Raw genomic sequence first — 15,063 nt, 5'->3', positions numbered from 1 at the left:
GTGGCAAATCCTGACCGCACCCCTCACGGAGCCGGCGATCAATCCAGCCTGAATCAGCGTTCTTCTTCACGGACGACTAATTCGTCAAGTGCCGCAGCGTGCGTGAGGGCACTCCTGGCGATGAGGCGCGTAGTCCAGAGCAGAAATGCTAAGCAAAGCGGAGTAAAAATACTTGCGGGTGGCGGCGGCGTAAGTTTGTTAGCGGGTGCGGGTGCGGGTGCGGGTGCGGGTGCGGGTGCGGGTGCGGGTGCGGGTGCGGGTGCGGGTGCGGGTGCGGGTGCCCGGTGCGTAGGAGCCGTCCTCGGTTCCCCAAAGATTGTAGTCACTGCCGCAGAACCCCGGCGAACTGTAACGTTCAGCCCAGACGCGGTGGTCCGAGCCCAAGGACCCTTCGATGATTGGGTCTTTTCTTATTCCGCTTGTTCGATCGCTCTTGCGTCGAGGCTCCAAGAGCCAGCAATCGCGTCTTCGTGAGCTCCGCAGTAGGGCGCGAAAAGCACTGTCAGAAATACTCGTGTTTCTCAGCATGCTGTAACTGGCGCTCGGGCAACCGATTCGCCGGCAAGAGAGCCGGGCCGGTCAGCTGGCGGCCGGAAGGCTGACGCTCGAATCATCGCTCAAAGGCGCGATGGTTTCCAGTGTCATGTAACGGGCACGCTGGACGGCCCATTCATCGTTCTGTTCGAGCAGGACCGCTCCAATGAGGCGAACAATGCCTCCTCGTTGGGGAACATGCCGACCATATGTCCAAACCGGTTCACAGCCTTGCTGCATCACATCGACAAAGACGCTCTGCTTCGGGCGTTTCGACGACAAAAGCCGGCAGGCCGGCGCGGAGGTCGGCGGGATAATGGAGGCAAAGTACGAAGAGGGGCTCACGGATCAATCCGCGATCTCTGCGCACGGTCCACACTGTCCCTACCGGCTACAGCCGGTGCGGCGCGTCTACGTCCCCAAGCCGACGGGGGTAGGCAGCCTCTCGGTGTGCCGGCCGCTAGAGGACAAGATCGTCCAAAGCGCGGTCGCCGAGGTGTTGGGCGCCGCCTATGAGGTCGAATTCCTCGGGCCTACGGCTTCCGGCCGCGCGGAATCCTCAGATGGAGCTTGATGCCCTTCATCCGGCTATGAGGACATATCCAGTGTCTTCGATTCGGTCGACCACGAGTGGCTGCTGGTCGAGCTGCGGCTGCGAGCTGGCGTTCTTGAGAGCGGCTAGAAGCAAGACACACGCCGCAAAGGGCAGGATCAGTCCGCTCCTTTCCAACATCTTCCTGCATTGCATCCTCGATCTCTGGGTCGACCACTGGAGTGGTCGCCATGCATGCGCTCGCGTTGTGACCGTGCGCTTTGCGGACGACTTCGTCATCGGCTTCGAGAGCAAGGCAGATGCCCAGGAAATGCTCTTGGCCCTCAAGGCGCGACTGGCCGACGCTCCATGCGGACAAAACCCGGTTGATCGAGTTTGGCGCGGTTCGCGGCCCTCCCGCGTCAGCCGCGCGGCGAGCGGTGGCCGACACCTTCGCCTTCCTGGGGTTCACTTACTGTTGCGGGCGGACCCGAGATGGCCGGTTCATCGTGAAGCACAAGACCGAAGGGAAACGCCTGTGCTCTCGAGCAACATCACAAGTCTCGCGCGGTTCATGCGGGCGTCGCGCGTCGACAAACGTTGGTATAGGTTCTGCAACCCGTTCTATATCGCCCGCTTACCTCTGTAGAGTTGAGCTGCCCGTCGGCTTGTCTGTAGTTTCAGCGTCGAAGCTGGATCGTCCGAACGGTGGGGCGGCGCGAAATCCTAAGCTGAGTTGATAAGTGTGCTGCAAGGCATTGCTGCCATTGAGGCGTGGGACGAGGTTAAATGGAAATACGTGAGCCCACTTCCGCGTTGGAGGTCCATCAGCACATTGTGTGCTTCCTCCAGAAGCAAGACCCAGTGATCCTGGACATCGGCTGCTACGACGGAGCTGACACTTGAGCTTGTCTGCGGCTTTGCCCAGAGGCTCAGCTCTACTGCTTCGAGCCGGCCCCCCGGGGCGGTTGCTAGCTTAAGAGAAACATGGGCTCTACCCTGAGAAGGTGCCCCTAGCCACAGTCGCCGCGTTGATGACTGTTGCTGTAGCCTGGCTTACTGGCGAATTTGCGTCAGTCTCTTGAATGCGAGCGTCGCGATGGCATTTACCGAGCTCTTCATCAAACGTCCGATATTGTCTATCGTCGTCAGTCTCCTGATCCTGCTGACCGGCGTTGGCGCGGCCACCGTTTTGCCAATCCGGCAGTATCCTAAGCTGACCAACACGGTCGTCAATATCACAACCTCTTATCCTGGCGCCTCCGCCGACATGATCCAGGGGTTCATCACCACGCCCCTTGAGCAAGCGCTCGGTTCGGCCGAAGGCGTTGATTACATTACGTCCTCCTCGGTGCTGGGTACCTCGACCATCCAGGTCTATATCAAGCTCAATTTCGATCCCAACGAGGCGCTCACTGAAGTGCTCTCCAAGGTCAACTCGGTCAAATATTTAATCCCTAAAGAATCGAACGATCCAGTCGTCACCAAATCTGCCGGTCAGACCACAGCTGTCATGTATATCGCCTTCTCCAGCGAAAAACTGACGGCCAGCGCAATCTCCGACTATCTCTCGCGCGTGGTGCAACCGGTTATGTCAACTGTAGATGGCGTCGCAGCGGCAGACATCCTGGGCGGCCAGAGTTTTGCGATGCGGTTATGGCTCGATCCCGCGAGAATGGCGGGCCACGGCGTGTCGCCAGCTGATGTTTCGGCCGCAATCGCGGCCAACAACTTCCAGGCTGCGGCCGGCCAGACTAAGGGCTATTTCACTCTCTCCGACGTCACGGTCAACACTGATCTGCGGAGTGTTGATGACTTCAAGCGTATGATCGTCAAAGCCAATGACGGCGGCTTTGTGCGCATGGAGGACATTGCGACAGTGGAGCTTGCGGCGCAGAGCACAAACGCCAGCGTCGCGATGAACGGCGAACACGCGATCTTCGTCGCCGTGCAGGCGAGCCCACAAGGCAATCCACTGAACATAGTGCAAGGCGTTCGGGCACTGCTTCCAGAAATGAAGCGCAGCCTGCCGCCATCGCTGAAGATGGAAGTGGCCTACGACTCCACCAAGTTCATCCAATCATCGATCGACGAGGTGGAGAAGACGCTCCTTGAGGCCGTCGCGATCGTGGTATTGGTGATCTTCCTGTTCCTGGCCTCGCCGCGGTCTGTCATCATTCCCGTCGTCACCATTCCGCTGTCCATTATTGGCGTCTACAGCATGATGCTGGCGCTGGGGTTCTCATTCAATCTGCTGACCCTCCTTGCGATGGTGCTTGCGATCGGTCTCGTGGTCGACGACGCAATCGTCGTGGTGGAGAACGTTCATCGCCATATGGAAGAAGGTGCGTCGCCCGCGCAGGCCGCTACGAATGGCGCGGGCGAGATCGTCGGCCCCGTCGTCTCCATGACGATTACGTTGGCCGCCGTGTACGCCCCCATCGGCTTTCTCGGTGGCATCACCGGCGCGCTGTTCCGCGAATTCGCGTTTACACTGGCGGGTTCGGTGATCGTGTCGGGCGTGATCGCGCTGACGCTGTCGCCCATGATGTGCGCGGTCTTCCTGAAGAGCGCTGAAGAGGGGCGGTTTGCAAAGTTTGTGACTCGTGTGTTCAGCGCCATGACGCGCTGGTACGGCCGCAAGCTCGACCGCTCGCTCGACTATCGCCCGGTTACCGGGCTGTTTGCGCTGACCATGCTGGGCCTCGTCGCCTTTCTCTATATGCATACTTCCAAGGAACTCGCACCCGAGGAGGATCAGGGCATCGTATTCGCACTGACAAAAGCGCCGAAATACGCCAATATTGATTACCTGGATTATTACGGCGCCAAGCTCGACAAGGCACTCCAGAAGTTTCCCGAGACGGATTTTCGCTTCGTGCTGAACGGCATCAGCGGTCCGCAGGGCGGCATGGCCGGGATGTTGCTTAAGCCTTGGGCCGAGCGGAAGCGCTCATCGATCGCGCTGAAATCGCTGGTCCAGGCCGAGCTGTCCAAACTCGAAGGCATCAACGCATTTGCCTTTAGCTTGCCGCCGCTTCCGGGCGGTTCGGGTGGCTTACCAGCGCAGATGGTGATCAAGTCGACGCTCGGTTTCCAGTACATCTACGAGCAGATGTCGAATCTGAAGGATGCCGCGCGCAAGAGCGGTCTGTTCATGGTCAGCGACTCTGACCTTGAGTTCAACCAGCCGGGGGTGCGAATCAAGATCGATCGATCCAAGGCGAGCGACCTTGGCATCACCATGCAGAACGTCGGTAGCGCGCTCGCGACCCTCCTTGGCGGAAACTACGTCAATCGTTTCAACCTGCAGGGCCGCTCCTACGAAGTGATCCCGCAGGTGCCGCGCGAGAAACGCCTGACGCCGGAATCACTTGGGGGCTATTATGTCAAGACTGCGGCGGGCTCGATGCTGCCGCTATCGACCGTGGTCTCCATCGAGACTGCGACCGATCCGAACGCACTCACCCACTACAACCAGCTCAACTCCGCGACCTTCCAAGCCGTACCGATGCCCGGCGTCACGATCGGTCAGGCTGTGGACTTCCTCGAGGGCGAGGCAATGAAACTGCCCGCAGAGTTCAGCCACGACTTCCTCGGGGACGCCCGTCAATATGTGCAGGAGGGTAACAAACTGGTTATCACCTTTGCGTTTGCACTCATCGTCATTTTCTTGGTGCTTGCGGCGCAGTTCGAAAGTCTGCGCGATCCCCTCATCATCATGTTCAGCGTTCCCATGGCAATCGCCGGCGCCTTAATCCCGCTATTCTTTGGCTTGGCGACTATGAACATCTACACCCAAATCGGACTGTTGACATTGGCCGGGCTGATATCCAAGCACGGTATTCTGATGGTCCAGTTCGCCAATGAGCTGCAGCTCAAGGAGAGACTCGATCCCCGCTCGGCGATCGAGATGGCGGCGCGCGTCCGCCTCCGTCCAATCTTGATGACCACCGCGGCGATGGTCACGGGCCTCTTACCCTTGTTGACCGCAACGGGTGCTGGCGCCGCGAGCCGCTTCTCGATCGGGCTCGTGGTCGTCGCGGGTATGTCCATCGGCACGCTGTTCACGCTTTTCGTGCTGCCGGCGCTCTATGTCGCGATCGCGTCGGATCACCGCGCCGACGCGAGTTCCGATCACGTCCAGAACGCCGCCGAGCTCGCCTTCGTCGGAGCATCCGATGTCCACCTGGCCAAGCGGTAACCGTAACGATCAACCCGAGTTTGCTCGATCGCTCCGCTAGCGTGGGGGCGCTGCTTGCCGACCGCGGTAACTTGATCGCACTGGGTGCCTGCAGTTCATGGGGCGGACAGGAAGGATGATCCGCGGCTGCTGCGCTTCGTCTCATCTACTGCTTGCCCGAGGTGAAGGACTACATCGCGACCAAATACGGCCGCTTCATTGTGCAGATGTGGTGAGCGACGGATGCCTGGGAAGGTTTCACGGTCCCTTGCGCGTCCGGACCTTCAGGCCGGTGGTGCGAAGCTTGGCGGGAATCATGTGTTCGGCGAAGAGCGCGTCGCGGATCCGTTTCTGCTCCGACAGGTGGATGCTGCTGTTAGCTGACCGAGCAGGCCCACCGCCACGTGATTTGCCGGACATCCACAGCAGCATAACTCGCAAGATTGACGTCGCCCGTGACAGGGACAGAATCCATGTTCCCCGAATGAGTGGCGTACCCATTTCTCAATTGGTTCTTGATGGAGAATTATTCACTTCCTGACCGCGCTGCATTGCTGTCTGAAAACAGACCGCTGATTTGCTGCAGGCTCCCAAGAAATTCAATCCCCGCGAATTCTGGGCGCGACACGAGTCGGCGCAAGACGCGATGGGCGGCGATTGCTCGAGCGCGGCCGTCATTTCGGTTAAGGTTTGGGGATCGGATGTTCCCGGGATGAACCCGCGGTCGGTGCGGGCCTGACTGCACTTTGTCGGATGCGGCGGGGCGAGGCATCCGTTCCTGTGGACGGCTGTCCGCCCGGTTTACGTCCGCAGCTATCGGCTGGGTGGAAATAACCAGTCGGCCAAGGGATGCATCCGTGACCAGTGCGCGGACGCCCGAGTCCAGCACCTCGCCAGCTTCAATTGAGGCTTCGCCCGCGCAGTGTCGAACGGGGGGTATTGACGGCGATGTCTATGGCACGCTCGCGGACGTGCGGGTCGCGCGATCCTGCATCCACCAGTGCTCCTCGCATTGGCGGCTAGCGCCGACCTACTGCAGCACCAAGTCGCCAGCCGCGCAGCGTCCGGGATGGCGGGTCGTCTCGCCGGTACAATCAGCATCGAATTCGCTCCTGAGGACGAACCCCCTCAGATCGTTCCGGCGGTTAGCACAACGCGGGATTCCGAATCGTTTGGCGGGAAGCTTTTCGAATGCGGTCACGTGATGAGTGTGCTCATAGCCAAACCGGGCGCTGTCCTCTGATCTCCCGTCAGACCCAAGGGCTCTTCCGTGAGCGCGGAAATGTCGCCGCGGGCGAGGCGGATGAAGAGCCGAATCGCAGATCGAGCAAGTCCGCTTCTGAGCCGAAGAACGACAGGCACGCCGCATCGACATAGTCCCAAATGAGCGCTGAAGTCAGCGATCGGGTCCGTCATATTCCGCCCAACTATCGGTCGTCTCGTACACCCTCACGCTCGAGAGCTGGGCGAGGTGCGGTTTCGCATGCTCCCAGATCCAGATGGCGATATTTTCCGCCGTCGGATTCTCCAGTCCCGGGACCTCGTTCAGGTACTGGTGATCGAGCTTCTTTATAAGAAGGCCGAACGCTTCCTCCATGTTGAAGAAATCCATTACGAATCCGGTGTGCGGATCGACGGCCCCGTTCAGCACGACCTCGATCCGATAGGAATGACCATGCATCCGATGACAGCGATGTGTCTGCGCGACCTTTGGAAGTCGGTGCGCTGCCTCGAACTTAAATGCTTGGGATATCTTCATGTGATACCGAGTGTTTGTGGAACTGCACGCTGAGTCGCCATTTCGGCTGAGCCAGGCAGTACGCGATGGCGCGCCGCTCGACGGCGTCAGGGCGGTCTGTCGGTCGAAGCAGAAATTGTCCAAGCCACTCTCATCGACCGGTCTGGCAGGCTGCCGGCTGCGGCCACACGAATTTTCAGTTCGTGTCCGCGAGTGACGGCCTACGCGGCGCGATTTGCTGACGCAAATCCAGTCACCACGCTGGCCGGGACCGGCAGCCTGCTGTTCGTCTATCGCGACGAGGACCCGATGTCGTGCAAAGATTGCACGAGATCGTCGAATGGCAAAAGTGGTTCTGAGCACGTTCATTACGTGTGCCATGCAGACGATGGAGCGTCTACTACAAGATCCGGTAGATGCCAAAGGCAACTTGAGGCCCTAGGGTCCGGCCGCGTTCCCCCACCGACATCATTGACAGAAGTGAACGCAACCGGCACGAAGCCCAATAAAAGGGCGGAACGGCACTGTCAGAACCTGGGTGGCTACCCACGAGCACCTCAGTCGGGATCCTCGTTGTTCAGAGGCGCGGAAGGCAACGACTGATGGGAGGCGTATGCATAGGAAAATCGACCAGGCAAGAATCAGCTTTGGTGAAGAGCAGATCCGGAGAGGATTGCGCTGAGTACGCCATCGGCAATTTTGGAAAACGTTAGAGACACGTTCGTCCGTGAATGAGCCGGATGCGGAATTCGCAATCGACAGCGAGCGCAATGTGATGCCAAAGAAAAAACAGCACGTCGATCTATCGAACCAGAATCTCTTGGGTCTTATCCTGCGGCTCGCCATTCCGTCTGTTGTTGGGTTATCGATCCATGCGCTGCAGCAGGTCGTCAACGCGATCTTTGTTGGCGCCCTAGGCGCGCAGGCGATCGCAGCTGTTAGCATGACCTTGCCGATCGTGGTCCTGCTCGCCGCAGCCGGACAGGGGATCGGTGTTGGAACAGCGTCGTTCATATCTCGTCATCTGGGCGCTCGTGAGTACCTAGAAGCGAGTCGAGGCGCAAGTACAGCACTCGCGCTCACCGCCCCGATCGGTATTATAGTTACCCTCGCTGTGCTTCCAAATCTGCCAGGGATATTCGCAACGCTCGGAGCAACCCCAAGCATCGTGCCCGTTGCGCTCGACTACGCGGGAACGGTTTTGTTGGGGTACACCCCGATGCTACTAAATGCCGTCAGCGGGTTCATTGTCAGAGCCGAGGGCTATACACGATTGAGCATGTGGGCGATGATGATCGCGTTTATACTGAACGCTGTGCTTGATCCCGTCTTCATATTCTTACTTGACTTCGGCGTGCGAGGCGCAGCCCTCGCAACGCTGGTATCTCAGATCGCTGCTTTTGGACTCTATATCGCGTTTTTTTCGAAGCTTGGCGGGACAGTTCTCGTCAGGATATCTCACATATCATTGCGAGCAGATCGCATCAGGCAGCTCGCGTTGGTAGGCGCGCCGGCGACAATGACGAGTATCCTGTCTGCTATTGCCGTTATGCTGTTGTACGCAGCTGCTGCGCCGTTCGGCGATGATTCGATCGCCGCGGTTGGAATAGCTGTGCGTATCTTGATGGTCGGTGCACTGCCTATCACCGGGTTCTGTATTGGCGCTCAAGCTATCCTGGGGTTCGGTTGGGGCGCACACGACTATGCTCGTATATTGAAGGCTGCGAAGTTCATGCTCTTCGTGACGATCGCATTCTCGGTGCTGTATTCTGCGGCCGTTGTGATTTTTGCGAGGCCTTTGGTGAGCCTATTTAGCGACAACGAGAACGTCACCGAAATTGCCGTCTCGACCTGCATCGTATTCCATCTCTTCTTTGGACTGTTTGGGGTGCAGAGTTTCGTGACGGCAATGCTTCAGTCATTTGGGAGAGCGCGCCTCAGTGCAATTGTGTCCTTGGCCAGGCAGGGGTATCTCTTCATACCAGCCGTACTGTTATTCCCGCTGGTAGCGGGGTTTAACGGACTGTTAGCCAGTCAAGCGCTCGCAGAGCTTGGCGCCGGAATAATCGCTCTCATCGTCTTGTTCAACCAGTTCGGCGAGCTCAGACGAGCGCTCCGGCACGGTCCTTCAAGAACGATCGGGATAGCGGGTTGAGCTGAGAACGGATATGATCGAGGCACAGAGCATTGGGCGCTAGCCTCCTGCGAGGCTCGCCGTTAAGGCGTGATGGGACTAGCTTCGATAGCCTGAGTTTTTGAGGTAGTTGGCGCATTCTTCGGGTGCAAATGCATCAAGGAGTTCGCCGATGGCGGCGCAGACCGCGTCGACGGTTCGTGCGGTTGCCTTGCGGAGCAGATGCTCGAGTTTGGCAAAGACTTGTTCGATGGGGTTCAGGTCGGGTGAGTGTCCCTTCCATGTTCGGCACGTAATCTACGCTCAGCGGTTCAATGATCCTGCAACGACCCTGCGCGAGGAGATCGCCCAGCTTGCCTTGTGCGGTCTGTCACGAAGTTAAAATTGGTGATCTTCCACAAAGCGGCGATTCGCGTCCCTTTCTCCGTCAGCCACCTCAGCAGCAATCAATGAGAGCGCGAAGGCTTGCCAGCCCAATTCGATCGGCTTTGCATATACCGACGCAATCCTAATGGCTCCGTCCGACGTGACCTTCCAAGCGATGACGTATTCGTCCTGCGTTCTAATGTCGCGGTGCCTGCGCCATGAAAAGAAGATGTAGTCAGTTCGGTCAATCTGTCCAGCGATGCTCTCACCATCTAGCGCTCGCCAAGTCACGCGTCTGTGCGGCTCGCATCAGGTGTCTGAGCTTGGCGAAGCCCTGCTCGATCGGATTGAGGTCGGGGCTATACGGCGGCAGGAAGAGCAGATGGGCTCCAGTGGCGCGAATGGCATTGCGCGGCGCCTTGCCTTTGTGACTGCCGAGATTGTCGAGAATGACAAGTCCACCCCTTGCGAGGGTCGCCGCCAGCACCCGTTCGATGTAAAAGGTGAAGAGCTCGCCGTTGATGGGGCCGTCGATGACCCATGGGGTGCTGATCCGGTCATGGCGCTGTGCCGCGATGAAGGCCATGGTCCTCCAGTGGCCGAAAGGCGCCGAAGCCTGGAGCCGTTGCCCACTCGGTCCCCAACCTTGTAGCGGGGCATGTTCGTCTTGATCCAAGTCTCGTCGATGAAGACAAGGCGTGAAGCGATAGTCCTGCCCTGATGGGTCTTCCAGCGCGCCCGCTTACGCGCGATATCGGGACGATCTTGTTCGGCTGGCAGGATCGCTTTTGAAGCTCAGCTTCTCGGCGTGAACGAACGTCCACACCGCCCGCACATCTGTCTTGATCCCGCGCGCAGCCAGTTCCTGCGTCAGCTTCCGCAAAGTGAATGGTCCAGAGCGAATGCGTTTGCGCAGCCATTCGGCGTTGGTGCCCGACAGAACCGGCTTCTTGTTACCGCCGATCTTGCCGGGCGAAACGCTTCCGGTCTCCGCCGCAGATTCTTCCAATTCGTCACACAGGAAGGACTGATCTGAAGTGCTTCCGCAATGAAACGAACCGCCTCGCCCCCGTCAGCCCTCGCCAGAGCCAGCTCACGAAGATCTTCCGAATAGGGTCGCGTCATCCATTCTGGCCCCCGTTCCCTAGCATCATAAATTGTCCCCTCTGGGAATCCCGATTGCGGCAAAAAAACATGCTGTTGCACGTTGGCCTCTGGCGGCCTGCGCCATTCAGACCGCTTTGGCGGTCACTGTCTTCATCAGCCGGCGGCCACGGCACTCAGCGGCTCGGGGCATGGTATATCCTCCTTTTCAGTAGCGCCCAAATGATCCCCGCCGTCGTGCTGGCTTTCCAGGCTGTGTGAAAACCCATCGAGCTATAGTGTTTGGGTTGGGTTGATTCGAGGCGATGATGGCGCACGTGACGGGACAATCGCGATACCAGACGACGCTTTTTCCGGAGATTCTGGACGAGGTTGTGGGCCGCGACGATCCGGTTCGGGTGATTGACGCGTTTGTCGCGGAACTGGAGTTGGAGAAGCTCGGGTTTTCCAAAGCTGTTGCAGAGGACATGGGACGCCCGCCCTACGCGCCGGGCGACCTCTTGAAACTGTATATTTATGGGTACTTGCACCGGGTGCGGGCGAGCCGCCGGCTGGAGGCGGAGACGCGGCGCAATGTTCAGGTGATGTGGCTGCTGAACCGTCTGACACCCTCGTTCAAGACGATTGCGGACTTCCGCAAGGACCACGCTGAAGCGATTGTGAAGGCATGCCGTGCCTTTATTGGGTTTTGCCGGGAGCAGTCGCAGTTCGGGGCGGAGTTGCTGGCGATTGACGGGACCAAGATTGCGGCCGTAGCGAGCCGCAAGCAGGTGATGACGCCGCAGCGGATCGCGAAGATGAATGCGGCGATCGACCGGAAGATTGCCGATTATCTGGCGTCGATGGACGAAGCCGACCGGACCGACGCGGGCTCGTCCGGCAAGTCCGTCGATGTCGCGGCTGCGATCGAAGCTCTCAAGGCGCAAAAGGAGCAATTGCAAGCTCAGGCGCAGGATCTGGCGGCGAGCGGGCTCAAGCAGAAGGTCATGACCGAGCCGGAAGCACGCTTGATGCGCACGCCGCACGGCCATGCGGTCCGCTACAATGCGCAGACCGTGGTCGATGCCGAACACAAGTTGATCGTCGCGTTCGAGCTGACGAACGATGGCAACGACCTGCAGCAGCTCCATCCAATGGCGGTGCAGGGCAAGGCCGCGGTCGACGCTGGCAAGATCACGGTCGTGGCCGACACCGGCTATTCGAACGGCGAGCATGGGGCGCTTTGCGAGCAGGACAAGATTACGGCGGTGGTGCCGCGGCCCGAGACGGTCAATCCGAACGGGAGCCAATACTTCAGCCGGGATCGGTTGACCATGAGGGCGACAGCTGGCGCTGCCCGACCGGCGAGACACTGAGCCTGTTCAAGTCTTCGCGGACCCAGCAGCAAAAGGAATATACGAGCCGGGCATGCGGCGCCTGCGCGCTCAAAGCGCAATGCACGAAGGCTGCGCAACGGGTGATCGTGCGTCATTTTTACGAAGATGAGCGTGAAGCGATGCACCGGCGGGTCGTTGCCGACCCGATCTGGATGACGCGCCGGCGGACGACGGTCGAACACCCGTTCGGAACCATGAAATGGCTGATGGCCGGCCCCCGTTTCCTGGTGAAGGGGCTGAAAAAGGCAAAAGCCGAACTCGCCCTCGGCGTCCTCTGCTACAATCTCAAGCGGGTGATCAACATCCTCGGAGTGCCAGCCCTGCTGTTAGCGCTGGGACCTTCTCCAGCCTGACCGGGCAGTTTTGCCTCCGGCGCAATCGTCACCACGTCCCCCACACGATGCGACTTCTCGCACAGTCTGTTTCGCAGTGCGGTAGACCACTCGACCGAATGCTCCTCGCAATGCCGCAACTGCGCAATCGCCCGAGATATCGCGTACATCGCCAGAAACTTCGATGCCGAGTTCCTCAACGAGTTCTCGGGCAAGGCCTGGCGTGGTGTTTCACCCTCTTCGACCGGTCCGCCTGGCTGCACGAACATTTTGGTCCAACGCTCGCGTACCAGCGGAAGGTTTCGTGCTACATTCGTGGTAGGGCACGCGGCGATCCGCGCTCTGGGCACGGCTGCGGCGTTATCCATCAAGCAACGCCCCCTTTTTTAGATCACCCTCTGGGGCCGCTTGCGGGAGAACTATCAGCAGAGGGATGATGACGACCATACCAGCTGCCAGCATCACTCCTGATGGGCCGGCTACAGTCAACATCTGGGCGCCAAGGACGGCTCCGAAGCCGATGGCCGAATTGATGACCGCCGAGTGCATCGCGGCAGCAGTCATTACTGTCGAACCGGCGGCGCGCAGGATCCAGGTCTGGAGTCCCGCGAACAGCGCCGCGACGGCAGCGCCCCAGATGACCAGCAAGACAAGGACCCGGCCTGTCCCCAAGTGGGGACCAAACGATCCAAGGCCAACGAGCGCCAGACACAGAGCAAGCAGCCCCGCAGTGATGATCGGCTTCATGAAGCGGTCGATGAGGACGCCCGCCAGGATGTTCCCCAGGAATCCTGCTCCGCCAAAGCCGAACAACAGCGCGCCAATCATGACTTGGGCAACGTTTGGAATCTCGCTGAGGAATGGTTCTATAAATGTGTACGCCCCGAAATGCGCCGCCGCCATGAATGTCGTTACGGCATAGATCGCCAACAGGTCATGCCTGCGGCAGACTGATCCAAGCTCTCTCCATCCTGCTGGCGTCCCGGCCTGCATTTTCGGAAGAACTGTCACCATCAGGGCTGAGGTGATCAGTCCGATGGCGCCAATTAATCTGAACGCTGCGCGCCATCCGCTCACCTGACCGACGAAGTTCGCGAGCGGCACGCCAACAACGGTCGCCATCGAGATCCCGCCGAATACGATTGCCATCGCAACACCCATACTGCGGGACGGCGCAATCTTAGACGCAACCGCAGCCGCCATGGCCCAATAGAAACCGTGAACGACAGCGCCCACCGTGCGTGCCAGCAACAACCCTTCGAAAGTGTGAGACATCGTCGCCGCAAACGTTGTTGCGGAAAGGATAAGGGTCAAGGCGATGAGTAGCGGCTTGCGAGGAAACTTCTGAAGCAGAACGGGCGACAACAGAGCGCTGGCAGCACCGATCCAGGCATAGAGGGCCACCGTGAGCCCGACCGCTGCCTGATCTCGTCCGAGGTCGCGAGCGATCTGAGACAACAGCCCGATAGGTGCTATCTCTGCCAAGACGATGTGAAACGAGGCGATGCCTAGCACGATGACGGCGAGCCAGATGCGGAGCGAAGATTCTGTGCCGTCACTCGTCATCATTAAATATCACTGTACGAAGGATCCGCCCGTTTCATTTGTCGATGATCAGCCGCTGCTTGTACGCATTTTTCATCCATGGACGTGCGCCGCATGGCATGGGCGTCTCACCGGATGTTAATCGACCTGCTTCGGTGGTATCCGATCGTTACGGTTGCATGGGTCGTTCTCTCCATCAACTGCGAAGGTTGATAGTTGACACAGATAGGCGCCGACGCTTGATGCCGATCGGAAGCGCGATGTTTCAAGGTGCCGTGGCATGCGCTGGTTGAATTAGGAGGACGGATCGAGCTTTAGCATTGATGCTAGCAGCCGCTCCGGCTTTGAATCCTCAAGTAGGCTTCAACGCGCGATGCCAACGGGCCATATGTTGGTCCATGCGAAGCCCTAATGATGGACGGAAGCGTTCCGCGGTTACATAAATTAGATTACGAGGGGCACGATCGGTGGTGGACGCCCGAAATGTCCCGGCTCAGCAAAATCCCCTTGGAATTCCGATAGGTGAGTTCGGCATTGCCTTCGTGCATCTCAAAATTCGATTTTCAGTTCTAGCCGGTTCGCTGCGCCAAGAGGATTGCCAACCTCCACGACGAGAGGCTCTAGGGCGGAGAGCGATCCCATAATGGCGTGGCGACCGGACGAGCACTCAACCAAAGATGGCCCCGCCCAATTAAAGTAAATTCAATCCAGCCCTGCCCCGACAATCATTGGTGTGAAGGTAAGCGATCATCGCCGCTGCGTGACGAGCTATGATTTCTCGGCGAGGATCATCCAGCCCTTGAAGGGCGACTACGCGGTTGCAGCTTCAGCGCACGCGCCAGGCGTGTGGCTGAGCAAAGAACGCGGCGACCGCATGCACAACCGCGGCCGTAGGTGCGGCGTCGTGCGCGCCGAGGATCCCCGAAGGCTCCTGATGGAGGGCGTTGAGGAGGCTGCCCACAATCTACGAATTGCCTGGTTGTGAGCCCTCGAGGCTGGCGACCTTGACCAGATCCAACGTCCGGCGAAGGGAGCTCGCGCAGCACCCTGATATCGTAGCCCTCTCGAACCGCTCGAGAGTCCTTGGTTTCCCATGCCTTCGTTGGTCCACACTGTTGAACTCGCGCCGCAGCATCGGGTTTGATCAGCGCCGGCGCCACCACCTCCAGTCCAGGATGATCGGCGAGGATGACCTTCCGACCAATAAGCCGCTCGCGAG

The 15,063-nt window shown here is 59.2% G+C and carries 7 protein-coding genes and 2 pseudogenes; 4 read left to right on the top strand and 5 right to left on the bottom strand.

Translation table 11 applies throughout. The features are described from left to right. Nucleotides 1-579: 579 nt before the first annotated feature. Nucleotides 580-740 (bottom strand): annotated as a pseudogene (locus tag AC0L2O_RS27935) (IS256 family transposase); the annotation flags it as partial. Nucleotides 741-2,165: 1,425 nt separating this feature from the next. Between AC0L2O_RS27935 and AC0L2O_RS27930 the strand changes: the two are divergent. Then, the gene (locus AC0L2O_RS27930) at nt 2,166-5,270 is read left to right on the top strand and encodes an efflux RND transporter permease subunit (RefSeq protein WP_473371983.1); all 3,105 of its coding nucleotides are present in this window, start codon (nt 2,166-2,168) and stop codon (nt 5,268-5,270) included. Between the two features lie 1,375 nt (nt 5,271-6,645). Here AC0L2O_RS27930 and queD read toward each other — a convergent pair. Then, nucleotides 6,646-7,008 (bottom strand): 6-carboxytetrahydropterin synthase QueD, encoded by a 363-nt coding sequence (gene queD, locus AC0L2O_RS27925; protein WP_409192722.1) that lies wholly within the window; start codon nt 7,006-7,008, stop codon nt 6,646-6,648. Between the two features lie 706 nt (nt 7,009-7,714). Here queD and AC0L2O_RS27920 point away from each other — a divergent pair. Further along, entirely contained in the window at nt 7,715-9,142 is a 1,428-nt protein-coding gene (locus tag AC0L2O_RS27920) for an MATE family efflux transporter (RefSeq protein WP_473371982.1), read from the top strand. 78 nt (nt 9,143-9,220) lie between these two features. Here the strand turns inward: AC0L2O_RS27920 and AC0L2O_RS27915 are convergent. Continuing rightward, nucleotides 9,221-9,394, bottom strand: a pseudogene (locus AC0L2O_RS27915) (IS630 family transposase); the annotation flags it as partial. A gap of 358 nt (nt 9,395-9,752) precedes the next feature. Next, nucleotides 9,753-10,163 (bottom strand): transposase, encoded by a 411-nt coding sequence (locus AC0L2O_RS27910; protein WP_473371981.1) that lies wholly within the window; start codon nt 10,161-10,163, stop codon nt 9,753-9,755. 736 nt (nt 10,164-10,899) lie between these two features. On the opposite strand from AC0L2O_RS27910, the gene AC0L2O_RS27905 reads away from it, so the two are divergent. Continuing rightward, nucleotides 10,900-11,946 (top strand): transposase, encoded by a 1,047-nt coding sequence (locus AC0L2O_RS27905; protein ID WP_473371980.1) that lies wholly within the window; start codon nt 10,900-10,902, stop codon nt 11,944-11,946. Then, nucleotides 11,880-12,320: a transposase gene (locus AC0L2O_RS27900; RefSeq protein ID WP_473371985.1), complete on the top strand. Its 441-nt coding sequence runs from the start codon at nt 11,880-11,882 to the stop codon at nt 12,318-12,320. Before AC0L2O_RS27905 ends, AC0L2O_RS27900 begins: the two co-directional genes overlap by 67 nt. Before the next feature lie 339 nt (nt 12,321-12,659). Here the strand turns inward: AC0L2O_RS27900 and AC0L2O_RS27895 are convergent, their stop codons facing one another. Beyond that, the gene (locus AC0L2O_RS27895; protein ID WP_473371979.1) at nt 12,660-13,868 is read right to left on the bottom strand and encodes an MFS transporter; all 1,209 of its coding nucleotides are present in this window, start codon (nt 13,866-13,868) and stop codon (nt 12,660-12,662) included. Nucleotides 13,869-15,063 lie beyond the last annotated feature (1,195 nt).

Source organism: Bradyrhizobium sp. Kon10, from assembly GCF_055807395.1.
The sequence above is the reverse complement of the archived record's forward strand: the minus strand, read 5'-3'. Positions and strand labels throughout refer to the sequence as shown.